The sequence below is a fragment of the Rubripirellula lacrimiformis genome (assembly GCF_007741535.1).
GTDB classification, from domain to species: Bacteria; Planctomycetota; Planctomycetia; order Pirellulales; family Pirellulaceae; genus Rubripirellula; species Rubripirellula lacrimiformis.
Genome location: NZ_CP036525.1, coordinates 1,016,762 through 1,040,837 on the forward strand (window position 1 = coordinate 1,016,762; position 24,076 = coordinate 1,040,837).

A 24,076-nucleotide genomic window follows, 5' to 3' on the forward strand; every position below is an offset into this window, starting at 1 on the left:
GATTCGCCCCGTTTGCCGGATTTGGTGGTGGAAATATTTACTCGACTTCAATCAGCTGCGACGTTTCTCCGTCGACGAGGACTTCAAGGGGCGCACGATTTTCGCCTACATCAACATTCACGCGGGAGACGATTCGTGCGTTCTCCGGATCCCCCTGAATCATGTGAATGCACTGACCCTGAATCGCGATGCGCTGTGGCGCTACACGCAGCTGGGTCGCCAACATCTCGGCTAGTTGTCCGTTGGTTAACTCTGTTTGTTTTCCGGTTACCTTGATTTTCTCAGGATCAATCAGGTTGGAATCGGCACCCACAAACTTGTCGTTGACGTAGTAAAGTGTCACGCCATTGCAATGCAGCGGGATTGCCTTGCCTTCCACATCGATCACCTGGGCAAAGTGGAACTCGCCGTCTTTCTTCGTTGCGGATTCAAAATCCAGCTGAACGGACTTGTTGGCGAACAGCGGTAAGAGTTCTTGGACCCGCTTTACCGAATCCTCCTTGATCGTCGAACCTCGCACCGGCAACTCAACGTCGGCAATGCGTTGGACATGCTGCCCCGCGGTATCAAAACGCACGCGACTCTGGTCGGCTTCGCTCAACTGAAGCACATTTGCGATCGCTTGGTCGATTTTGGAGCTGTAGTTCTCCTGCTTCGAGACTGTCCTGGTTCGCTCTTTGGCGGTCTGGGTCAGCACCTGTTGCGCAACCTGGGGGGCGAGTTGATGCTTGATTTGCGATGTTTCCAGCGAATGCAGCTCTTGTAACTCGCGTCTCGAAAATGTCTTCCTGGCTGGGTCTTGGATCGCCTTTGTCTTCAGTCGGCTCATCGTCTGCTGTTGTGCGGAGGGGAACTCTGAAGATGTTCGTCCTGTAATGTCCCGAGAATAGACTTGAACACTTGGCGGCATCATGGCAGTGGGAGATGTCACGTCTGAAAGCGGAGGAGCTGCTGCGATCGCGACCGGCATTGGTGATCGTGCAGGAGGCTGAAACCCGGGCGGGAAATCATCCATCTTGATGATCGCTGTCTTGGTGGCCAGATCGATTTGGGTGACTGATATCCCCGTCGGATTTCCATCTTTGAAGGATCGTGATCCTGCTTTGAACTCGGGGTCATCCTTGAAGTCGATGTTGTTGATGAACAGATCAGCCGCATCAAAACGATTCTGTTTTCGTTCCAGGTGCAGTTTGCCGTCGCGTTGGATCAGGGAAACTAGCGAGTGCTTTGCTCTAAAAGCATTTCCAGCTGAATCGGGTAATGACGGCGAATCGTTTTGACCTTCGTCGTGTTCACTAAAAGGCCAATTGGCACTTGACTGTCCCACTGATTCATCCACATGCCATACTGCGATCCCGCCAGGGGAGAATTCTTGATCCCAGTTGATCCGTTCATCAAATTGATCCTCCCATTGACTGTCACGGAACTCAATCAAGAAATACTCCTTGCCATCCGTTCCGGGGACATCAACATTGTAGATCAAGTTGCGCGCTTGCACGGGTTCCAAGTCGATCGACGTATTGCTTCCCACGTTCTCAATCGTCGCCCAGCCCAGCAGCGCCTTGCACCATGCTGACATGTGCACCGGCATCGCTGCATTGCTTCCATTGGCTCCGTAAGAACCGCCGGCCATCAGGCAGTAGTTCCCCACACCTTCCGAGTCGGGGCCGCGATCGTCAGCCGGCGTGCGATCGTAGAGGTCGGGGAGACCCAGCGCGTGCCCATACTCGTGGCAAAAAACGCCAATCGGAATGATCCGCTTATTCGATACCGTGGAATCGCAGCTCAAGCCGGGCTGGACCGTATAGTCTTCGATGCGAATCTTTGAGTTGGTGCCCAAGACGGGCTCGCCCGCATCGTTCAAACGATCGTCGTCCGTTTCAAATGGGCCCGTGTTCGCGCCAAAATCGCTGTACCTAAATGAATGGGACCACAGGTTGTTATTGCCACACTCCCCACCGGTCTCACTATGCACGATGAAAATCGTGTCGACGACTCCATCGTCATCACCCGAGTTTGGAAGTCCGTCTGGGCCATCATTGTCAAACTGCCCAAAATCAATGTCGTCATCAGCATTCTCAAACGCGAAACGCAGCAACTGGGCCAGTCGTTCATTCAGCCCGTTGTTGCCAGACTCGTAGAATGTGTCATCTTCCGGCAGAGTGTACCAACCCAGTGTCTGCCCAGTCGGGATGAACTGGCCGTTGGAAATGTCCCGGTAGTACTGTGTGAAGGTTGGGCGTATCGGGTCAGGCAGCGTGCCGCTCGGACCAAATAGCATGGACTGGTACTCCGTCGCTTCAAAATCGTGCTGACGATTCCTGAACTCCACGCAGATCACGGGAACAGAACGCGTACCGGCTAGACGCAGATTCACGCCAGGCGCAAACGCCATTCCTGGCAGTCCGATTTGACGTCTTAGTCGAAACATCTCCACCGTTCGGTGGTATCCAGCCGAAGGTACATACTCGTCACCAGGCACCGCGCCCGCAGGAGTCGCCGCGGCGACGGCGATGTTCGGTGCCGCAGGCTGGACGACGCGCTGCTCGGGAGGTACGGCAACTGCAAGGGTTGGAATGCTTGCCAACAACGATACGACAATAGGCCATCGTCGAAAACTTTCACGGTTCATTGTGTGTGCCCTGAAAAAAGCAAGGTGTTTGTGATTGCAAACATTCATAGGTTCGTTTCGTCTTGCACGCAGCAGAGCGAGACCGTTCGTTTCATTGCGACCGGGCTGTTGATTGACTGAGTTCTTGGGGCAGCTCGATTCGAGTTTGCTTGGACGCGTAGCGTTGATCTGGGCCCAGTGATAGCCGCGGAAAGATGCCGGGGTTCAAAGCGTTCTCGGTTTCATGTTCGACCCGTTCGATCAGATAGTCGCGAGAGAAGCGGTCTACCATGTGGCGCAACGAGTGATCGATGACTGTCAACGCAAAGTAGGTTCCAAATTGTAAGTTTTGGTCGGTAATCGGGATTCGGCGAGAACGCATCCAAGATCGGATTCGAAACGCGCGCGGGTGATGTATCAATGGATCTCGATAAGGTGTTACCAAGATCCTCCTTGGCCAATGCGTGTTAGGACCACCGCCGCTCGATTTGGCCAGCAGCGTGCCGGACAAATAGACCGCATCGTGTGTCTTTCGAATGGATGATTTCAGAAACCTGAAGTCAGCGTCGCTGAGCCAAAGCAGACATGGTTCGGAGCAGGAAATCGTCTCCGTTCGATTCGTGGTGGATTGACGATTGATGACGTGGTCGGCGACTGGGAAGTGGTGCGTTTTTAGTTTTTGCGAAGTGTATCGGAGGGCGACTTCGCCTGGCGTGTCGGCGATCGCGAACTGGTGAATCAAGGTGGACTCGTCACCTCGTTTTCTTTTCTCTATCAGGTCATCCAACACCGCGTCCGATTCGTCGTACAAACCGCGATTGAAATACAGGGTCGATCCACCGTTTGCGTTGATCGTGGGGAGTGACGTATTGGGGAACAGACAGGGAATCTGACGATGATCGCAAAATCTCTGAATGGGACTCCAGGGCTGCGTTGAAACACCACCGATCAGGGCGAAAACTGGCGCCGTTCGATAGTACGCCGACAGTTGGCCAGAAAAACTGTACGGCTCCCCTTCTAGTCTCCAGTCGTGTAGCTGCCAAGTTCGGTAAGCATGCAGGAAGTCGTCTTTGTAGTTCGGTGAATTTCCAACGTGGTTTCGGTAGCGTGTGACTTCGCGATTGTGGTCTGTCACGTACGCATCCATCACACTCCACATGGCCCGCCTGCTCTGATCGGAGACTTCGGGAGTAGTCACGACGGCAAAGTGAATCGTGTTTTCGTCGATGCCGGGATCGTCATGGCGTGACAACGATCGCAGGTAGGCGATCAAGTTGGCCATCGTAGAATCGTTCAACGCGTATCGCGGCATCAAGTGGTCCAGAACGCGTCCGGATGAGTCGATGCCGTTACGAATGGCGTGTGCGAGTGTCTCGTCTGTGTAAGCGGGACGCGACGTGGTGTTGCGCGGGGCGGCGCTTTCAACAGCGGTCTGTGGTTCTTGAAAGAGGGCACGAAATTGCCATGATCGATTCAGTTGGCGCGGCTGGAAGAGTGCCGGTTGAGTGATCGCGGGGGAAAGTTTGCCTGGTTCGTCGACACCGTATCCGCTGCGTCGATGACATTTGGCGCAACTGACTAGCTGCCCCGACATCTGCAAATCATCGATGACGGTAGCAACGACTTTTGTACCGTCCGTCTGTTGGCCTGTCCGGTAGATCATTTTGCCATCGTGGACGTTGGCCCGTTGCGTCTGGGCAGCAGCGTTGACGCTGGTCAGACAAACGAAGGCGACCAAGCTCGCCGCCGTCGTCAAAGGCATCGTCTCTGGAAGCATCTTTTTTGGGGGGGAGAGGACGAGGTTACGAGCTCTGCGGAGTCGATGAAAAACATCGGACACGTCGACTCGTCCATGACGGCCAATCCAAACGCTAGGTCGAGATAGAAGGCTAGGGGGATTGCGCCGTTCGCACATCATGGTTTCTCCGTCCTGGCGAGCACGGATTGGACGTCGGCCAATAGATCCTTTGTGCTGACCAGTCCGGTAATGCGAAGCCATTGATCACTGTTGGCTGCGCGTACGAACGTCAGCGGTTCGTGACGCGATTTGTTGGGGACATATGCGGTGAAAGCTTTTTGGACCAGCGAAATGTCGTGCGGATCACCGGTCAAAAAACACCAGCCAGCGTCGGCTCCCAACGTCTTGGAAAATTCAGTCAAGCGCGCCGGTGTGTCGTATTCGGGATCAATCGAAATCGTGCAGAACCGAACCTGTTTGGCTTGATCGCCGAGGCTTTTTTGTACGCTGGCCATTGTGGCGCTGGCGACAGGGCAAATGGTTGAACAGGACGTGAACGCAAACTGCATGACGACGGGGTGTGCTCTGGAAAGTGCTGTTGCAAGCGAGATCGAATTTCCATCAGCATCGGTCAGTCGCAGTTTGGGCAGCGAATAGGTTGCCGTCGTGCGACTGACCGCGGCCTGGGATGTCGTGCAGCAACAGGTTGCTTCCCCGGTGACCTGGCATACCGATTCGTTCGGTAGGGTAGCGTCTTGTAGTGCCCAAGCTGGTGGTGAAGACATCAACAGCAGGCATGTCAATTGCAGGGGCAGTGGTTTCATCCGAGAACCTCCAAGCGGTTGGGGTTAGTGAACCGAATAGATCGCGACGTCATGGTGCAGTGGGTCGAACTGATAGAACCGCAGTCTCGTCGACGGTTCGAAGTTGAATCGAAACCAAGCTTTGTGAACGCCCAACCGAATCGCATCGGGCTGTGTTCTGTCGTACTTCGGTTCGCCTGTTGTGGACAATTGAGTGGCGCTACTGCCATCTTCCACGATGTCTACGAGCGCCCCGTCTTTGAATTCCTGCTTGACCGCTGGCGGAACACCGATGGTGCCGCCAACCGCGTTGAATCGCCAATGGAATCGCCCAAAAGTAAACAAGCTTCCTTGGCCGCCGACGGCCATTGATGACTTGAACTGGTTTTCCCATCCGCGCAGGCCGCCGAAATCAGGATTGGCGTACCCGTGGATGAAGTAATCGCCATTCCAAACCGTCACTCGGAACTTTCCGGGGATGGCTGGTTTCTCTCCGTCGGCCGGTTTGTCTCGTGAACGCCACTTTTCGAACCTCAATCCGCCATCGCTCAGCTCGCCGTACAACGTATTGTTGACGTACAGCAGAGTCATGTCTGACTCGGTGTCGGCTTCCAATCCGCTGGGCAAATGATTGCGATCTTTCCAATCCAAGTACGCGTGGCGAGCGTCGATAATGGAGTAAAAACAGTCCTCGAATTTGGCGTTTTTCTTTTTGAGAACTTCTTCGATTTGATGAAAGGCTCGCCACATACGTTTCGCGGGAGAAAAACCACTCAATTTGACGATTGGGCCATCGTGCGGATCATAGTCATCGTCATCGAGACTTGATTTTGGTGGATGCGCAAACGGGGCATGCGACAGGCGAATGAATTGCATCCGCAGTGTCGTGCGGACTCGTTGCAGATGTTCTTGCGGGGTTTCGGTATGGGGGCGGCCATCTTCCAGCGTGTAGATGCGGCGCGGTTGGTTCAGCATCTCTTCGTCTAGGTACCTTTCGACCCAATGGTCGACGTGGCGTTCGGGATGCGCCGGATTGAACTCGCGATCGATGCCGTCAAACACCATGCGTTCGTGATCATCGATGCGAAGTCGAAAGAACCTTGGTGGCGGCGCGGGGATCTTGGGTGGCTGATCGTTTCGGGCTTCCACAAAACTTTTGTCTAGCTTCAGGTTTTGGTAGTGCTGAACGAATTCGTCACTACGCGGAGGAACCCGTTTATGCACATTCTCGACCGCCTGGGCTCGCGGAGCATGTTTTCGCCAGCCCCAGGTGTAATGCACGTTTTGATACTGTGTCGGAGCCATCTTGATTTTCAGTTCTGTCCTTGTTCCTTCGGCGAGCGGCAAGAACGTGCTGTCCATCGCGACATGCGGCGGACCGAAACGCATCGAGCGATTCTCGCCGTCAATGTTCATTTTCCCCCAGGCCACCTCTGGCCTGGTGCCGTAGTTCAAGTTGGCATAAGGAACTGCCGGACGCACTTGAGTGACTTGTTCCGGATAGTCAAAGTAGATGGCCGTGGGCGAAAAATCGTCTTCACCACGATTGAGGATGTCGACTTTGAACGTCACGGTCCAGGGAACGTCACGCGGCATCGGTGGCGGCGATTCGGTCAAGCCTGCCACGAAGGATTCTTTCACCGATCGGGTGCCCTTTTTGTCGCCGCGTTGTTCGCGATAGGCGTCCCAATGTTGACGAGTCAATTGAGGGTCCAGTGGACTGTACCAGCGGACTTCCACGGTTCGTGAATCACCTTGTTTCGTTTTGACTCGCAAGGGAATGTCGTCCCATCCGAAATCGTAGAACATCGTGTCTGATTCAATGCGTCCGTCGTACCAGATTTGATGCACGTCGACGTTGCCCGAGACGATTTTTCCATGTTCGTCGTAAACGGGTAGTACTCGGGACGATCGCCGATGACCGCTGTGATGCAACAGCGCAAATCCCTTGTAGACGCGATTGCTGGGGATTCGTGATGGACGCAAGTCAATTTTTTTATGGTCGTCGGTTCCGTGCCGTACGGCGCCGGCGTTGCCCTCCAGAATATCAATTGCCCATTCGGCGCGATGCAAAAGTTCTAGTCGGTGTTTGGCAATCGTTTCGTGGTGCGAGTCCCTGTCGACCGACGCGAACAGGTCCTGCATCGTAGGCCCGTCCAGGTCCTGCCACAAACTACGCACGGATTGCCCGGTCAATGTTTCGAAAATACTGTCCAGGATGAATCGCAGATCATCGGTGGGCGATGAGTGCGTAGGGAGTCGTGTGACATGTGGTTCGCCATCGTGTAGGTGGTAAGGATGCCGTGGCGTCGATGGCAGCGTGTTGACCATCTCGACTCCCCTCCGGTCACGCATGTTTTGGTGAACGGTGGGCAGCATGTTCGTGCCGGGCGGATTTTTGAAAGGATCCACGTCGGGAAAGATACCGCGTGGCGTATCGATGTAGGTGAAAGCTGCTTTGCCCCAGCCACCGGTTCCCAGTCGCGGCAACGTTTCGTACATCTTGCGTGGTTCGAACGATTTTGGATCACGCTTTCGATTGGCGCGGGACTCTATTGCCGCCGATTCAGCGGTAGGCGATGCCGCTGCTCTGGCTGCGGAAAGGGCTGCGGAAAGGGCTGCGGCATCGGCGGGATTGTCTTGGTCCGGTGGAATGTAATAGTCGCGAGGGTGCTTTTGCCGAATCATCTTCGGCGTGTTCTGGGGCGGCGTTTCAGGAACCGTGGCGGCTCGCGGCATGGCAGCCTTTGTCGTTTCCCCAACCGCAGACCTTGGGTTCCCGGTATTCGTAGCGATATCAACTCCAAATCGGTAGTGCAGCGAACGGGCTGGCCGTGGTTGGACGCCGGGATGATCGACAAAACTTTTGCGATCCGGATGAGCGATTACCGAGTTGTCCTGATCAAGGGTGGTCGGTCGAAAGCGACGCAGATACCGCTTCTGAGCGTCCTTGATTGGGTCGTTGTCACGAATGTCTTGATAGCCCGCGGTGTTGATTGGATAGGGATCATCTGCGAAGACGTCGAGGATCGAGGGCGATACGGGTAAAACGGGGTACTGATTCGCGTCCTGATAGGCTTGGAAAAGCGGGGCGGGGAACGATTTGACCTCGCGCGCATCGGGCAAAGAATCTTGCGCGGCTTGGTCGAGCTCGCTTTCATCGGCAGGCGCGAGGCCGCGAAGTGCTTCGGCCAGGATCTGTCCGCGCAGTTCGCCTGTCTTGTTGTCCGTTGTATGGATCAAAACATACAGTTGCTCGGAAAGCAGTAAGTCATGAAGCGTATCGTCGCCGCTGAAATCGAAATTGCCCGAAAACCGGTAGCGATCGTTTTCCTTTTCGACCGTGAAGTTGCGAACGGGTGGCCCATCGGTTCCCATGCGCCCCTTGTGAATATGCGCCGCACTTTGAGGGTTGCCTTCGTCGTCCACTGGTCCCAATTTGTGCAGTTCTCGATCTTCGATCGAGAACACTCCGCATACGATTAGCTTTTTCGTTTCCGCGTCATAGCTGCAACCGAAGGAACCGAATGATTTGTGGGTGATCGCCCGATCCACCTGCTGCGTTTCGATCAACAAGAACTGCGGCGGCGAGAGTGAGCAGATATCGTCGGAGTACGCGGCGGTCGCGGTCACCAATGACAGCGGCAAAATTCCTGATGCCACAATCAATAGGATCATTTTCCCAGCACAGCTGGGCCGTCCGGTTTTTGTTTGGTTCGTCATCGCTAACTCTGCAGACTGATGTGAAAGGTATTGGCTGGAACCCCTGGCTGACTATCTATCTGTACGAACGGGTCGCCGTATCAAATCGCGGACCAGCGCGGCGGATTCCCTTGGGACGCTTCGCTTCGCGGTTTGGCGTGATCCACGCCAAACGATCAATGATCTGCGCGGCATCGGTCTTGGTTGGAACGGAGCCCCATATTCCTGCCGTGTCGTTTCCGTAACGCAGCAGTCCGGCGGAGCAATCCGTTGGCTGCAATTCCGAATGGTGCTGCTGATGCGTTTCGTCGCCATGGAAAAAAAACACCTGCTGCAACAGGCTCAGACTGTCGACGTCGCCGGTTACAAACGTCCATCCCTCTTTGGCGTGATGCCGCTTGGAAAATTCTGCGAGAGCAGCAACATTATCGTTCTCTGGATCCGACGTGATCGAGATCATGAAAACATCATCCCCAAGTCGGTCGCCCAATCGGCGCTGCACATCGATCAAATTTCTCGTCACCGGATAGTTCGGGTGATAGGCAAGGCTGACAAACTGCACGATGACAGTACGGTCTTTGACCAGATCGTCGTAAAACAATTTACGCCGGTTGTCGTGCGTCACGATGGGCACATTGGGAACAAAACGCCGGCGCGACGCGACTTGACCAGGCATCCACGCGATCGCTTGGCTATCGAATTTACTGGCCATGATTGTCTTCCCACGCACAGGGATGGATAAAAGGAGGATGCATTCAAAAGGTGTTATCGATCTAACGCCTGATCGCTGTCATTTTCATGAGAACTAGCGTGTTCTGGCATCGGTTGCACATGCGGGACTTCATGGGGAAGTTCGACTGAATAGAATCGATCCGCACGTTTGGGCGTATCGAACCCGTGTCCAGGCGGAACGATGTCCCAGCGGATCATCATCGCATGGTCTTCGTGAACGACGTTGTGGCAGTGCATCACGTGTTTGCCCAAGAAATCCTTCCACCGCATGAACATGGTGACTTCCCAGTCAGGCAGCAGGATCGCGACATCGCGACGTGGTCCACCCATGAATCGGCCTTCGCCTTTGATCGAGTCGCCGTTGTTGCGAAGATCCAGCTCTGCGATCCCCAGTATCCGCAACAGCACGACCATCAATCGAAACTCTTTGGCCGATTGAAAACGGATCTGTTCGATTCCAAATTCATTTTCCTCGTCTACAAAATGCTTGACTTGACCACGAAGGTGATCTGTCCCGAATTTGCTTAGCATGATCGCGGCAATCACGACGCGCACTTGCTGCATCGTTTTGGCGATGTCTTCGGGTGAATAAGATCTCAGTAGAACGGTCTCGATTCGCTGGATTTCAACAACGGCCTGCGTTTCCTGTTGATACAGATTGCCTTTCCATTGTTCAGCGTTGGTGATGAGTCGCTGCAAAAGTTGTTCAAGCGTTTGCGGTTGATCGGAGGCCGCCCGCGTCTTTCGTTTCAGAAACTCGCGTGCCGCCGGGGCTTGCTCGTACAAGTTCTGCATCTTGTTTTCGCTTTCCGATGATTTCTTAATCGCTTCTAGGCTGTCGCGAATTTGATCGCGAAATTGCCCGTCCAGCTGAATGAATGATCGCGGCTTTTTAAGAAAGGGGATCGAATTTTGAACCTCCGATTCTTGCACGGTGTATTGATACTGCGGCACGCCATTGATTTCTAAGACAATGAATTCGGTGAAGTGACTGTGGATGGGGTGGCTCCATGAATTTCCGTTATTGCGCATCGTCCAAATCTCGGCCGTGTCTTGCTCGATCCCGGCGTCGATACGGTTGGGGTCGTAGGTCAGTCCGTTGACCGTCCAAAGCCCGCCGTCAAAATCAAATTCCCACAATCGTTCCCGGCGCACTTCGGTCAGATCGACGGGGGGGAAACTGCGAAACGCTAGCGGCAACGTGCTTTTATCCGGCGCCGGAAGCGTTTTGCCGACCTCGAACTTCACCATCCCCTGTTCTTGAAAAAACGGCTCCACGCCGTCGGCGGGTTGACAGGAGATGTCCGTACTGACAAACGTGTCGCGATGGTATTCACGCCCCGAAGGCCCGCGCCCATTGATTTGATCCAAGACGTTGACCATGTACAGATTCTGGCCCGCGAATTCCGAGAAATCGATCACGACGTCGCATCGCTGAGCCACACCGAGGTACAAGCTTCGCGCCAGCAAGGCGTTGGGTTGGAAGTTTCCGTCGCCTGCGATCACGATGAAGGGGATTTCACCGATCAGATCGCCGTTTGCATCTCTATCCGGTTTGCCGTCGCTGACTTTGGCGGGCACTGATTCGGTGTGGATTGTTAGCTCGTAAAACCGAGACGGTCCGCCATTGAGAATCCGAAACCGGTACTTTCGCGGCTCCACTTTCATGACCGGTTGAATGATGCGGTTGACGGTCAGCCGATCGCCGATGATGCCATCCGTATTGAATCCATCAAACACCAACTGAGGTGACGGATCATAGGGCGGCGTCTCTTCTTTTTCGCCATCGGGGTGTGCGAACAAAAGATCGTGCAGGATCATCGGCACGTCATAATCACCTGCCGGCAGTCCCCACCCTTCGCCTTCGACGCCGACGTCCTGCTTGATGGATTCGTCTAGGTCGGCTCCAGCGTCGTCCGTTGTTTCATCAAACAGCGTATAGAACCCATCTAGTCCCGCGTACACATTTGCAGCGGTGAAATCCATTCGGTGGTCGTGATACCACAGTGTGCTTAGTTTCTCGTTCGGATCGTACCCCGATGGAAAGTTGCCATAGTGATGGTCCCAGTATTCGCCTGTGTTGATCCAGTCATTCGGGTTTCCATCGCTTTCCGAGGCGGTGTGTGCGTTGTGCAGATGAGTCGTCGTCGATGGGAGCGCAAATTTGATTCGGCGACGGTTTTTATAGCTGGCGGCATCGTTCAAGATTTCGGGTAGCGAGTTGACACGACGAACCATCACGGGCTGTCCATAGCGTGCCTGGAAAGTCGGCCCCGGCGAACTTGCTTGCAAGCGAACTTTCATCGCTGGCAAACCAACGCTTGCGTCGCGTTTCCACTGCTGGTTCTTTCTCAGCGGTTCAAATTGACAGTCTTGGTAGCTGGCGTAGTTCCCGTTGTCTTTGGGGTGATCGGCAGCCTTGCAGAAAGACGCGAATCCCCAGTTGTAGGAATCCTTGCCGTAGCATTCATCGAACCGCCAAGCGAATTCGACTTCCCACATCGCATAGAAGTACTGCGTCTTGAAATCAAAGAACCGTTGGTGGGCGAACGGATCGGGAAGATCGCCCAGATCGATGTCTATATTCGCAAGTGAGGTTGCCGTTTCGGTGAAACGTTTCCAGAACCCGGCCAGCCATGCCAGATTCAGTTCGGATGTCGATTCAAGTTGTTGCCGACTTAATCGCAACGTGACGCGATCGATGTCCGCCTTGGTCAGCAAGATTCGAGCGTTTGTGTTCGCGTTGTGCTGAGAGATCTCAAACCGCAAGGGATACTCCTCGGGCACAAAAGCGAACAGCGGCTCGGGAACGCAAGGAGTGAAGAAAGGAGTCGTGAATGGTCTAACTTTGGGGCTTGGTGAAACCAGGATGGACGGTGGCGAACCCTGCGGTGCTGAAAGGAAATTCAGTCGCCCTGCCATCTCGTCGCGAACTTCCTGATGAAGGTCTTCGCCTTGCACCAGAGCAGTCGTCCCGCACAAACCCGCTGTCACGCCTTGCTTTAAAAATTCTCGGCGACCGTTCGACATGCGTCCGTTGGACATGATGAATTCTCCTGTTCCCGAAATGGCAGTGCGTTCTTCGACCGACCGATGTAGCACTACAACATTAAGACCGAGTTGCGCAGCGATAAACGTACGATGTGGGTGCGGCATCGGTGCAATCGCCGGGGTTTGCATGACTCGTTGGCGCGATCGAAAATGAAGTAGCCGCTTGTTCACCACACGTTTCGTCAGCGCAGGGTGGGTGGCAACCCGAGGTGAAGATCAGCAGGGTTGCAGATCCCCACTCGCCGAAATTCCCTTGACATTGGCCCCCATGTGGGGGATGTTCGTTGTTCCGAACAAGTCATTCATCTTTGATCTCATCTGGGGCACGCCAGTGATTGTGGCTGAAGAACTCAAGGCAGCACCTAGGGCGATTCGACGGACGCTTCGAACCGCAGAGATCCTTTTACGTGCGTTCGACTATGCGGCAGACGCGGAAGTCGATCGATGGCAAATGGCTGTCGAATTGCCGACGTTGATCGCACGCGGATTGACGATCGTTGACATCCGCTGGATGCTCGCCCGCAGGTTCGTGGAACACAATCGGGAAATCACGCCGTCTGGGGCAGAGTTGCGGGAATTTGAATCCGCTCCGACGACGGTTTTATGCACCGATACTTGTATCTCGCTAACCAGCGACGGTGCAAAGTATGTTCGCTTGTCTTTGGAAGAACCTGCCGTCAGCGAACCGAGACCCGAGCCAACGGCGTGTGAGTCGACGCCATTGCCAATTTGGGACCGTTCTGAACGTGAGTTGTGGTACGCCGAGGCTGTGGTCAAGCGATACCGGGTGCCGGCTCCCAACCAAGAAATGGTGTTAGTGGTTTTCCAAGAGGAGGGCTGGCCATGTCGAATTGACGATCCCCTGCCGCCAGTCCCGGACGCTGACTGCAAGCGTCGACTCCAAGCGACGATCAAAAGCCTCAACCGCAGTCAAATCCAGCCGTCGATTCGATTCCACGGCAACGGCTGCGGCACCGCGATCTGCTGGAAACCCAGCGCCCACTTGCCCACGCTTCCGAGTTGCAAATCCGCAGCGCGGACCTGATCAGCGAAATGATCTGGTGCGGGGCAGCAAAGCTCCCACGCAATTCGTTTAACCGCGTGTCCACCGGGCCGCGCGTTTTAGACCGGCGCGCTGGGCGTTGCCCGAGCGGCTAAACGAACCCGCCAAACAATCGTCCAGCAAAGCTCCCACGCAATTCGTTTAACCGCGTGCCCATCGGGCCGCGCGTTTTAGACTGGCGCGCTGGGCGTTGCCCGAGCGGCTAAACGAACCCGCCAAACCACCGTCCAGCAAAGCTCCCACGCAATTCGCTTAACCGCGTGCCCATCGGGCCGCGCGTCTTAGACCGGCGCGCTGGGCGTTGCCCGAGCGGCTAAACGAACCCGCCAAACCACCGTCCAGCAAAGCTCCCACGCAATTCGTTTAACCGCGTGTCCACCGGGCCGCGCGTTTTAGACCGGCACGCTGGGCGTTGCCTGAGCGGCTAAACGAACCCGCCAAACCACCGTCCAGCAAAGCTCCCACGCAATTCGTTTAACCGCGTGCCCATCGGGCCGCGCGTTTTAGACTGGTGCGCTGGGCGTTGCCCGAGCGGCTAAACGAACCCGCCAAACAATCGTCCAGCAAAGCTCCCACGCAATTCGTTTAACCGCGTGTCCACCGGGCCGCGCGTCTTAGACCGGCGCGCTGGGCGTTGCCCGAGCGGCTAAACGAACCCGCCAAACCACCGTCCAGCAAAGCTCCCACGCAATTCGTTTAACCGCGTGTCCACCGGGCCGCGCGTCTTAGACCGGCGCGCTGGGCGTTGCCCGAGCGGCTAAACGAACCCGCCAAACCACCGTCCAGCAAAGCTCCCACGCAATTCGCTTAACCGCGTGCCCATCGGGCCGCGCGTCTTAGACCGGCGCGCTGGGCGTTGCCCGAGCGGCTAAACGAACCCGCCAAACCACCGTCCAGCAAAGCTCCCACGCAATTCGTTTAACCGCGTGTCCACCGGGCCGCGCGTTTTAGACCGGCACGCTGGGCGTTGCCTGAGCGGCTAAACGAACCCGCCAAACCACCGTCCAGCAAAGCTCCCACGCAATTCGTTTGACCGCGTGCCCATCGGGCCGCGCGTTTTAGACTGGTGCGCTGGGCGTTGCCCGAGCGGCTAAATGAACCCGCCAAACCACCGTCCAGCAAAGCTCCCACGCAATTCGTTTAACCGCGTGTCCACCGGGCCGCGCGTCTTAGACCGGCGCGCTGGGCGTTGCCCGAGCGGCTAAACGAACCCGCCAAACCACCGTCCAGCAAAGCTCCCACGCAATTCGTTTAACCGCGTGTCCACCGGGCCGCGCGTCTTAGACCAGCGCGCTGGGCGTTGCCCGAGCGGCTAAACGAACCCGCCAAACCACCGTCCAGCAAAGCTCCCACGCAATTCGTTTAACCGCGTGCCCATCGGGCCGCGCGTTTTAGACTGGCGCGCTGGGCGTTGCCCGAGCGGCTAAACGAACCCGCCAAACAATCGTCCAGCAAAGCTCCCACGCAATTCGTTTAACCGCGTGCCCATCGGGCCGCGCGTTTTAGACCGGCGCGCTGGGCGTTGCCCGAGCGGCTAAATGAACCCGCCAAACCACCGTCCAGCAAAGCTCCCACGCAATTCGCTTAACCGCGTGCCCATCGGGCCGCGCGTTTGTTTCGTGGCACACCCTAAAACATCGAGGCTCGGTTTCACATGCGTCCGTGTCAACGCGGTAGCGTCTGGGCGTTGGGGGAACCGCCGATCTAGGTCCACATGTCACGGTCTAGGCTGCGGTAGCCGATGGCTTCGGCGAGGTGCATTTCGGCGATCTTTTCGTCGCCGCTGACGTCGGCGATGGTGCGGGCGATGCGGAGGATTTTGTCGTGGGCTCGTGCGGATAATCCCATTTCTTCGACGCTGTGTCGCAGCATCGATTGACAGGATTTGTCCAGTTCACAGTACCGCCGAACTTGTCGGCTGGTCATCTGTGCGTTGTAGCGCACCGGGCCATTCTGAAAGCGTTCGGTTTGTGGGCCGCGGGCGGCGATCACGTCGTCACGCATCTGCTGGCTGGTGGTCCCGTTGCTGGTCGCCGTGGAAAGTTCCTCGAACGGTACCGCCGGCACTTCGATGTGGATGTCGATCCGATCCAACAGCGGCCCGGAGATCTTGCCCATGTATTTTTCAATTTGAGGCGGCGTGCAATTGCAACTTCGCCGTGGATCGCTGCGGTATCCACAGGGGCAGGGGTTGGCCGCCGCGATCAACATGAAATCGCTGGGGAAGGTGGTCGAACGCAGGGCACGGCTGATCGTCACCACACCGTCTTCGAGCGGTTGCCGCATCACTTCCAGTGTCTTGCGATTGAATTCGGGCAGTTCGTCCAGGAACAGGATGCCGTTGTGCGACTTGCTGATTTCGCCCGGCGCCGGCGGACTGCCGCCGCCGACCAGGCCGGCATCGCTGATGGTGTGATGAGGGCTGCGGAACGGTCGGCGAGCCAGCAGTGGTTGTCCGGCCGGCAACTGGCCCAACGCACTGTAGATGCGAGTGGTTTCGATCGACTCCGGTGCACTCAGTTGTGGCAGGATCGTAGGCATTCGTTTGGCCAGCATGGTCTTGCCCGACCCGGGTGGGCCTACCATCAATAGATTGTGTCTTCCGGCGGCGGCCAGTGTCATCGCTCGCTTGGCCGTTTCTTGGCCTCGCACGTCACCGAAGTCGACGTCATAGGCACTGAACCGTTCGAACAGTTGTTCTAGTCGGCTGGGGGCCGGGTCGATGTCGATGGCACCGGCGAAGAACGCAACCGCTTGGGCCAGCGTGGCGACGGGGATCACGTCCAGGCCTTCGACGACGGCCGCCTCGCTGGCATTTTCGGTCGGGACCATGATGCCCTGCAGTTTTTGGTCCTTGGCCGCTTCGATGGCGATCGACAGCGTGCCTTTGACAGGGCGTGTGTGTCCTTCGAGTGCGAGTTCCCCGATGATCGCATAGTCATCCAACCGGTCGGCTGCCAACTGTCCGCTGCCTGCCAACACACCCAGTGCGACCGGCAGGTCAAAGGATGCGGCCTGTTTCGGCAGATCGCCAGGTGCCAAATTGATGACGACTCGATCATGCGGACGAATGAATCCGCTATTGACGATCGCACGTTCCACTCGGTGAGTGGACTCTTTCACCGCTGCATCGGGTAGTCCGACCAGGATGGTCTTGGGCATCGCGGCGGGTGAAATGTCGACTTCGACGTCGACTGCCATCGCTTCGATTCCAAGCAGGGTGAATGTCTTCAGTCGTGCAAGCATGACGCCCGATCCCCGGTAGTTTCGTTTGCCTCGTTACTCGATGTTGACCGCTGGGCCAGCGGGGGGCAACCACCCGGGCGATCATCCGGGGGCTGGATTGTCAGGAAATCCATTCCTGCCGCTGATTTACCTCATCAGCGAACCGGCGCATGGAGCGACGACGGCCGGCCGGTTTGATGATTCGATTGTTGTTTGCGTCCTCCCAGGCCAGTATTCTAAGGAAAGTGGATTCCGTCCGATTGGCGTGTCCTTCACCGCACGAGCTCCGCGCAAAATCCATGGGTTGCACATGAGACTGCCAGTTCGGGGCATTGGGGCGATAGAGAATCGTCCGTGCGACTGCCAACGTTATTTCGATTGATCAACGAGAGAAACTTCCTTTGAAACGCTTACGGCTAGCAGCACTCGTCTTCACGTCTCTGGGGTTTCTCTGGGGGTGTGACAGTGGGAATCGTCTTCCAGACGTACCGCACCGTGTGATCGATGTTGACGATGAAGATGTGGCTATGAATGCCGCGATCGCGAAAGCAAAAGAGACGTTCGCTCAGTTCGAGCAAAATTGGAAGCGAAGTGGCATCGAAGGAACGAGTGTCAAATTTTCAATGAAGACGGACGATGGCGAACGGGAGCACATCTGGTTTACGCCCATCACGATTGATGATGAACAAATTACCGCGAGATGTGCAAATGACCCGAGAAGCGTCAGTGGGTTGAAGTTTGGTGATGTACGCACCGTGAATCGTTCTACGGTGTCTGACTGGATGATCATGGAGAACGGGAAATGTTATGGAGGATATACGATACGTGTGCTTTCAGAACTTGATCCCGAATCCGCACCGCCTCTTGAATTCGCCGACTATCCAGGCAGTTCGAAATAGCCGAACGCTAGACGCGAAGCCGCTGACGTCGTTGGCTACTCACGCCACAGTCCGGCTTTGGCACGAAAGCGTGTACGCCGAAATCACACGCATCTTGGATGGTGGGAACTAGCGGCTCCGTCTGCATCAGCGTTTGGGCGATAGCGGCCTTCTGATTTAGTAACCCAATGCGTAAGCGAAGGATTCGATTCCGCCACTCGCTTGCGCGTCGGGTTGTGACTCCATTGCGGATTTCTCGCCAAGGACTAAGTCAGCAAGCTGATCACCGACGGTTGATGGAGTCGAGCTTTCAGCGGCGGGTGTGAGCCGCTGGCCGTGATGCCATGGGCAATCGGGGGATCGCGAATGCCCGGCTTAGCCGCGGAGCGGCGAAGGTCTCGCCCCCCCTCACCCGAACCCTCTCCCCCACGTTGAACGCGAGCGGAACTCGCGTTCAACGCGGGGGAGAGGGGGCAAAACGAGGTGGCGAGACAATGCGGCTGGTTGATTTTCTTTTGCCCCCTCATCCCCCTGGATTATCGAAGTGGAGCTTCGGTAATCCAGGGGGATGAGGGCTGGGGTGAGGCGGCGGTGGTAACGCTGAATCCGTGGGGCCCGCCCACACGGCAGGATGCTTTCGCCTCTCCGAGGCTGATCGCCGCGGGGCCCGCGTTGAACCGAGGCTGTCGGCCAAGCGGCTGACTGGGTGAAGCCACATCGTTTTTTTCTAGCTGTTCGGAGCGATAGCCGTAATGGAAAACGCTAGCATCGACACGAGCGAAGTCAGGGCCGATTTGCACAATCCTATCGCCGCCACCGACCTCGCAAGTTCTGTCTTCCCAATCCTGCGTCATCGATCAATCGTCCATGCGATCGGCGATGACTTTGGCGGTTCTGGGATCGACGTGCAATTCACGTTTCTGGCCGTCCTTGTAGACTTCGATTTCCCAATTGCCGTCGTCCATCGACAGTTCCGAAAACGGACCATAACCATTGGTTTCCAGTTGCTGCACGATTTGGATCATCGAAATCGGCTTGTCGCTGGTGCTTCGCCCAATTGCAGAAGTGATGCCGACGGGGATCAGTGCCGCAGCAGCGAACGAGTATAGAATGGACGTGTTCATTCGAAAGGCTCCATTGAAAACGGTTGATCGACCATCGATTTCAACACGAACGGTTCGCGCTGACGTGGTAGATTGGTGAATGCTACGGAGCCTCGATGAAGCCCAGCTGAAGCGAATCTAAATTCTGCTTTGTGTTCACGGGCGTCCTTGCTTCAGATCCCGATGCCACGGATTTACTCTCAAATGCCGGAGCGGACGTCGACTGGAATCTAGATTCCTTCGCCCAGCTTTGGGAAGTGCTGCTAAAGGAGGTTTGACCGCTTTGTTTCCCTATCGCGAATTGATTGAATCGTCGTCGCGTCTTGCAGACGTGGAACTGTTGGTGGAGGTGAATCAACACTGCATCGCCGATGCCAACGTTCTGCTGGAACGCATCGATCCGGTGTTGGAGGCAACTCGGGAAATTGCGTTGCAAGAATGTGAAGTCCCCGTCGAGTTCAAGCCGGACTTCTTTTCGCACCACTCCGATGACGTACTAAAGCTAAACAAGCTATCCAGCGCGGTGCGTTTTGCCTCTGACGTTGCGGCTTTCAACGGAGATTTCGACAAGGCCGCTCTATACGGGATCGTTCATCTGGACCTGGCGAATGCCACACGCCGCGGCGGGCTGATCGTCGACCATCTCGTAGCGGTTGCCATTTCCGACCGGGGCGTTAACGCCTTGCGATCACTTCGCAACCGCTTTGATGAGGGTGTCCGCGGAAATTTGTTGGCGGCACTGAGTCGCCATGAACGTGAGCGCGAAGCTCACAGTGAGATCGTGGCTCGAGACGCAAAGTGGGAAGCGGAGTCAGGGTGCGAGGACGATGGCAACGAGCTGTCCGAAGACGATTTGTTTGATCCCGACAGCGAGCTGTCGATTGAGCAGCAAAGGGACCTGGTTCAGTTTATCAAGGCCTTCGGGAACCGGCCGGAAGCAGAGATGCAAGCTATTTATGCTGATCTGGACCGCAGAGCGTTGGCAATGACGCGTCTCTTGTCCGTTGATTTGGCAATCCGATCGTGGAAAGATCGTACTGGGCACTACCCGCATTCGATTCGGGAACTTGAACCTGACATTCTTTCCTCGGTGCCACGGGACCCATTCACGGATGGCGACTTCATTTACCGCCGGTCAGAAGACTCGTTTGAACTGTATAGCACAGGACCGGATAAAACGGATTCCGGCGGACAATTTGGTTGCTGGTTGGCTGTCGCTAGTGGCGGGTACGATTTGTGCCTTGATGCCTTCGACTGCTGCTTGGACTGCTGTGCTGTCGAATCTGGTCCCGGTTTGATCCGCCGACTATGGTCGCGATTGTGGTCTTGGCGGCGACTGGATTTCGTCAACAACGCAGCCGAACAATGACCTGCACGGGATGACGGCTTGCGGCGTGTGCTGAAATGGACCAGCTACTTTCGGTTCCCGTGATGTCGAACGTTCGTTGGATGTCGTGAACGTGATCGTTTCCTTATCCATGACGACGTATCCTTACCGAAAGGCACCCCTCGACGTACGCACCTATCGAGTTGTTCCCGCTCGAGTCAACTAAAACGGTACCATTCGCTCCTGACCCGTTCTTCTTTTAGGGTTGCACGCACCACTGAACGAGCGTCTTGAGATCGATGTCCTGGGTCTCGATGTCCTGGGTCTCGATTCGAAATTGATTCTTGGCATGCTGCTTCACAAAGCCGAGCGATGAATTAATTTGTTCTTTCGTCGCTGGGATTCGCATGTGGGTCCTGGGCTGGGATAGAGCAACACGTCGAGGCGCTAGACTGGCCAGCAAATCGGGCAGGTCGTAGGCGGTCAGCGCCCCGGCTACCAGCGAGTTGGCGTTCACGTCGTAATGCGGGTGGCTGATAACGCTCTGGTAATCCAGCAGGGAATCCGCCAGCACCAGCCACTGGAACTCTTGTTCCAACGCCGCCGCAAGCAGCATCGCTGGCCCCACGTCGCCGCGGGCGACGGCCCCAATGTCGTCCGGCTTCACATCGTCTCGATCTTGCAAGAACTTCAACACTCGGACTGCATCCCCGGCGTTGATCCCCGCCACGCTCCGCCCGGACATCAGGGCGTTGAAGAACGGTTGGACTGGCGCGTGCCCCTGCGTGAACTTGTAGCTCGTTTCGCCATAGCCCAGCAGGTCTGGTGCCGCGACGACGTGACCGCTTCGTACCAAAGCTTCGATCGTTCCGCCCACGACCGCATCGGCGGCCTTGCCCTTTTCGTGTGCATAGACAATCGCCGGCCACCTCGTCGCCGGTGTGGTGGAGGTGTCCGGAACAAACACCAGCGTCGGGATGATCGTCTGACCTTCGCCGTGCAATCCCCATTTTTCGACTCGGTAGCCATCCCGTTGGTACTGTCCACGAAACACGGGGGCCGGCCTCTGTTCGGGCTTTCGGTAGCCGGACAATTGTTCCGCTGCTAGCACGGCTTGCGGGAGGTGCTGGGACAAAGCTTGACGGTCATCCTGCAGTTTCTTCAGCAGCGGCTTGGCCTCCTGCAGGTTCAGGCTGAATACGGTCTCGCTCTGAAACGACGTCGAAACTTGTCCCGTCTCCGTCACTCTCAGCTGCTGCTGCGTCAGAAACGGGTAGGCATGTTCCTTGTCGCTACCAGGCAGATCCAAGGACCTTTGAAAGAACGCATACGTGGCTTCGTTGTTCGGTTGAGTGAAGCCGTGTTCGTAGTCGTCTTCGATCTGGTTGAAATGCTGGGGGTAACCGAGGGTTTCAAACACCTGGCGCACTTCGTCTGCCGTTTCCCGCGCGCCTTGGATGCTGAAGAAATCCCGCGTGGTCGTCACCTGAAGGGTGGGTCGGGGCGCTCGCACTTCCAGCAGATCCGCATGGTCGATGCCCAGCAGCGGCCCATGATAAAAAACCTGTTCCGCGTCCTGGGGGCCGATGGACCCCAGCAGCCGACTGGTGCTGGTGATAAATCCGGTGGGTGCCGCGGCGAGGACACGTTGGTCGACTGCACCGACGTAGCTGCTCTGTGTGCCCCCGCCCGACAGACCTGTCGCGCCGATTCGATTGGGATCGACCTCGGGGCGGGTCAACAAATAATCAATCGCTCGAATCCCATCCCATGTGAAGTAACGGGCCAAGGATTGTCCGGTCAGAAAACACTGGACCCCGACATGGGAGTGTTCTTTGGTCGCGGAACCGACGATCGACTTTCCTTGCTGGGAATCAAAGTACTGCAATCGTTCACCCTGTCCGAGCGGGTCGATGGTGAACACCACGAACCCTTTCTGGACGAGATTCAGAATCACGTTTTGGTAAATGTCTCGACGGAACGCCTGGCCCGAATGTCCAATCACATCCAGGATCGCTGGACCACGACCGGAGTGTCCCTCGGGTACGGAGTGTCCCTCGGGGACAAAGAGCGCCCCCGTCACGAAGAAGTTTGGCATCGATTCGAAAACGATCTTCTCCACGCGGTAGCCATCCCGGTGCAGGACTCCGGTGACGCGTGGACGCAGGGGGGATCGCGCGGGCCAAGGGCCAAGGATTTGATCGAGTGTTTCGCGGACCTTGGCCTGCCGTTGTTGCCAGTCTTCGGCGGTCTTCAATTCGTCGATCTCAGCTTCACGCGTCGCCAGGCAGTCGCGGGTCAGTGCATTCAGATGATGCACCAGCATCAAACCTGGGTCGCTCCAATCGATCCAGCTGGGGCCGCTGGGGTTGCCGTCGTCCAGGACGGACCAGTTCTCTACAACGGGAGGGCCCTCCGCAGTCGCCTCCGCAGCCAACAGTACAGTGACAGACAGCAGCAACAGTAGCAGATGATGTGTCTTGAGCATCGGGTTACCTGGACTCCTCTGAACGGGGTGGCGGGCCGCTGGGGTGCAACATCAAACGATCAATTTCGGCCGTTAGGGCTTCACGTTGACTCTCGATGACTTGCACCAAGCGATGGTCATCTGGGGCATCATCGACCCAGCGGTTGGTTCCATTTGGAAAGATGTGGTTGCCGCCCTGTTGGGTTACTTTCCAGTACGCGGCATCCGGTCGAACGGCAAACAACAATGTGGTTTGATCCCAACTGGGGCGGGTCAGTTTGTCGCCCAAAAACAAGTCGTAGGCCACTCGCAGCGGGTGGGACGAGGGCAACTGTGTCCGCTGACTTCCCGTTCCCATTTTTTCGCCATCGCCACTGAAGTAAATCACGCTAGGCCATTCGTTAGCGACGCGGACGGCTGAATCGGGATCGGGTTTGAAGTTCCCGTATACATTGGGATCAAGGTGCTCCGGATACCGGCCGCCCATCACCACCAGTCGCTCCACTTTCTGTTGGATCAGTTCCCGTCCCGACAGCGGGCTGATGGGATCGGGACCGGATTGCAACAGGTCCGCCGCATTGGTCAGATAGCCGACCGTCACGATCCGCACCGAGTGATCGGCTGCCGCAGCGAGTGCGCGGCGCAGCACGTCAACGGCGGCGGGGGCGTCCGCATTGGTTTTAAAGCGAGAGGGGAACTGGCTGGCAATCTGAGATGCATACCGTGACCCTCGGTTGACGCTCGCACCCTCGCGATTGGGAACACCAAGCGGCAACGTGCCGCGACCATAGTATTGGTTCAACGCATCCAAGCAGGGTGCCGAATGTTCGTAATTGGAACTGACGGTCGTTGCCAGGATTTCGATCTCGCCGCCGTCGGCGAGCGCGTGCAGGCAGGCCACTGTGCCCACGTCGTCGCAATCCGTGTCGATGTCGGTGTCGAAAATCAAAGGGATCGGTAACTCGTCGGAGGCCTGAACGGATTGGGCCACTGCGCCTGGCAGCAATCCGATGGCGAACAACAGAAGGGAACGAAGCCACATTCAGGTAGTCTCGAAGGGGGAGGGCAAAAAAGAGGGGAGGAGCAGTGTAACGGGTCAGCCGGTTGCGGACAAAAAAAGGGGGGAACAGGCTTTTTGGCGCTCATTGAAAATGGCCGTCGCTTTGGATCAGAAAACTCTTGGAATCAGCATCTTTGTGAAAAGGGGGACTCGATCGTTCTACTGATTGAGAGCGTGAGAAAGGTGACCAGCAACATTGGCTCGTGAAGGCCTCGGCACGACCCGCACCCTTTTTTGATGCGTTGGACCGCAGCCATCTTGTCCAATCCAATTTTGGGGCTTGCCAAGGATTTTGGAAATGTTGGTTACAATGGGG

Annotated in this window: 13 protein-coding genes; 3 read left to right on the top strand and 10 right to left on the bottom strand. The window is 56.4% G+C overall.

The window, feature by feature from the left end; translation table 11 throughout:
- Positions 1 to 37 precede the first annotated feature (37 nt).
- The 6 genes from K227x_RS03580 to K227x_RS03605 form a co-directional block, all read right to left on the bottom strand.
- On the bottom strand, positions 38 to 2,632 hold the full coding sequence (locus K227x_RS03580; protein ID WP_218933753.1) for a M6 family metalloprotease domain-containing protein: 2,595 nt from the start codon (positions 2,630 to 2,632) through the stop codon (positions 38 to 40).
- A 91-nt stretch (positions 2,633 to 2,723) separates the two neighbouring features.
- Positions 2,724 to 4,373, bottom strand: a complete 1,650-nt coding sequence (locus K227x_RS03585; protein ID WP_218933754.1) for a c-type cytochrome — start codon at positions 4,371 to 4,373, stop codon at positions 2,724 to 2,726.
- Positions 4,374 to 4,525: 152 nt separating this feature from the next.
- Positions 4,526 to 5,173 carry an SCO family protein gene (locus K227x_RS03590; RefSeq protein WP_145168105.1) on the bottom strand — a complete coding sequence of 216 codons (648 nt, stop codon included), beginning with the start codon at positions 5,171 to 5,173 and terminating at the stop codon, positions 4,526 to 4,528.
- A 24-nt stretch (positions 5,174 to 5,197) separates the two neighbouring features.
- Positions 5,198 to 8,875, bottom strand: coding sequence for a CHRD domain-containing protein (locus K227x_RS03595; protein ID WP_145168106.1), 3,678 nt, complete (start codon positions 8,873 to 8,875; stop codon positions 5,198 to 5,200).
- A 55-nt stretch (positions 8,876 to 8,930) separates the two neighbouring features.
- Entirely contained in the window at positions 8,931 to 9,566 is a 636-nt protein-coding gene (locus tag K227x_RS03600; protein ID WP_145168107.1) for an SCO family protein, read from the bottom strand.
- Positions 9,567 to 9,619: 53 nt separating this feature from the next.
- On the bottom strand, positions 9,620 to 12,631 hold the full coding sequence (locus K227x_RS03605) for a multicopper oxidase domain-containing protein (protein WP_218933755.1): 3,012 nt from the start codon (positions 12,629 to 12,631) through the stop codon (positions 9,620 to 9,622).
- A gap of 259 nt (positions 12,632 to 12,890) precedes the next feature.
- Between K227x_RS03605 and K227x_RS30225 the strand changes: the two genes are divergently transcribed.
- Positions 12,891 to 13,682: a hypothetical protein gene (locus K227x_RS30225; RefSeq protein ID WP_218933756.1), complete on the top strand. Its 792-nt coding sequence runs from the start codon at positions 12,891 to 12,893 to the stop codon at positions 13,680 to 13,682.
- 1,722 nt (positions 13,683 to 15,404) lie between these two features.
- Here K227x_RS30225 and K227x_RS03610 read toward each other — a convergent pair.
- Positions 15,405 to 16,946, bottom strand: a complete 1,542-nt coding sequence (locus K227x_RS03610) for a YifB family Mg chelatase-like AAA ATPase (protein WP_145168109.1) — start codon at positions 16,944 to 16,946, stop codon at positions 15,405 to 15,407.
- A 476-nt stretch (positions 16,947 to 17,422) separates the two neighbouring features.
- On the opposite strand from K227x_RS03610, the gene K227x_RS03615 reads away from it, so the two are divergent.
- Positions 17,423 to 17,824 carry a DUF2314 domain-containing protein gene (locus K227x_RS03615; protein ID WP_246146477.1) on the top strand — a complete coding sequence of 134 codons (402 nt, stop codon included), beginning with the start codon at positions 17,423 to 17,425 and terminating at the stop codon, positions 17,822 to 17,824.
- Positions 17,825 to 18,660: 836 nt separating this feature from the next.
- On the opposite strand, the gene K227x_RS03620 is transcribed toward K227x_RS03615, so the two are convergent.
- Positions 18,661 to 18,927: a PepSY domain-containing protein gene (locus tag K227x_RS03620; RefSeq protein ID WP_145168110.1), complete on the bottom strand. Its 267-nt coding sequence runs from the start codon at positions 18,925 to 18,927 to the stop codon at positions 18,661 to 18,663.
- A gap of 253 nt (positions 18,928 to 19,180) precedes the next feature.
- On the opposite strand from K227x_RS03620, the gene K227x_RS03625 reads away from it, so the two are divergent.
- A complete protein-coding gene (locus K227x_RS03625) occupies positions 19,181 to 20,275 on the top strand; it encodes a hypothetical protein (RefSeq protein ID WP_145168111.1) in 1,095 nt (364 codons plus the stop codon).
- 217 nt (positions 20,276 to 20,492) lie between these two features.
- Here K227x_RS03625 and K227x_RS03630 read toward each other — a convergent pair whose 3' ends face one another.
- Entirely contained in the window at positions 20,493 to 22,721 is a 2,229-nt protein-coding gene (locus K227x_RS03630; RefSeq protein WP_145168112.1) for an alpha/beta hydrolase, read from the bottom strand.
- A gap of 4 nt (positions 22,722 to 22,725) precedes the next feature.
- On the bottom strand, positions 22,726 to 23,742 hold the full coding sequence (locus K227x_RS03635; protein WP_145168113.1) for a nucleoside hydrolase: 1,017 nt from the start codon (positions 23,740 to 23,742) through the stop codon (positions 22,726 to 22,728).
- Between the last annotated feature and the right edge of the window lie 334 nt (positions 23,743 to 24,076).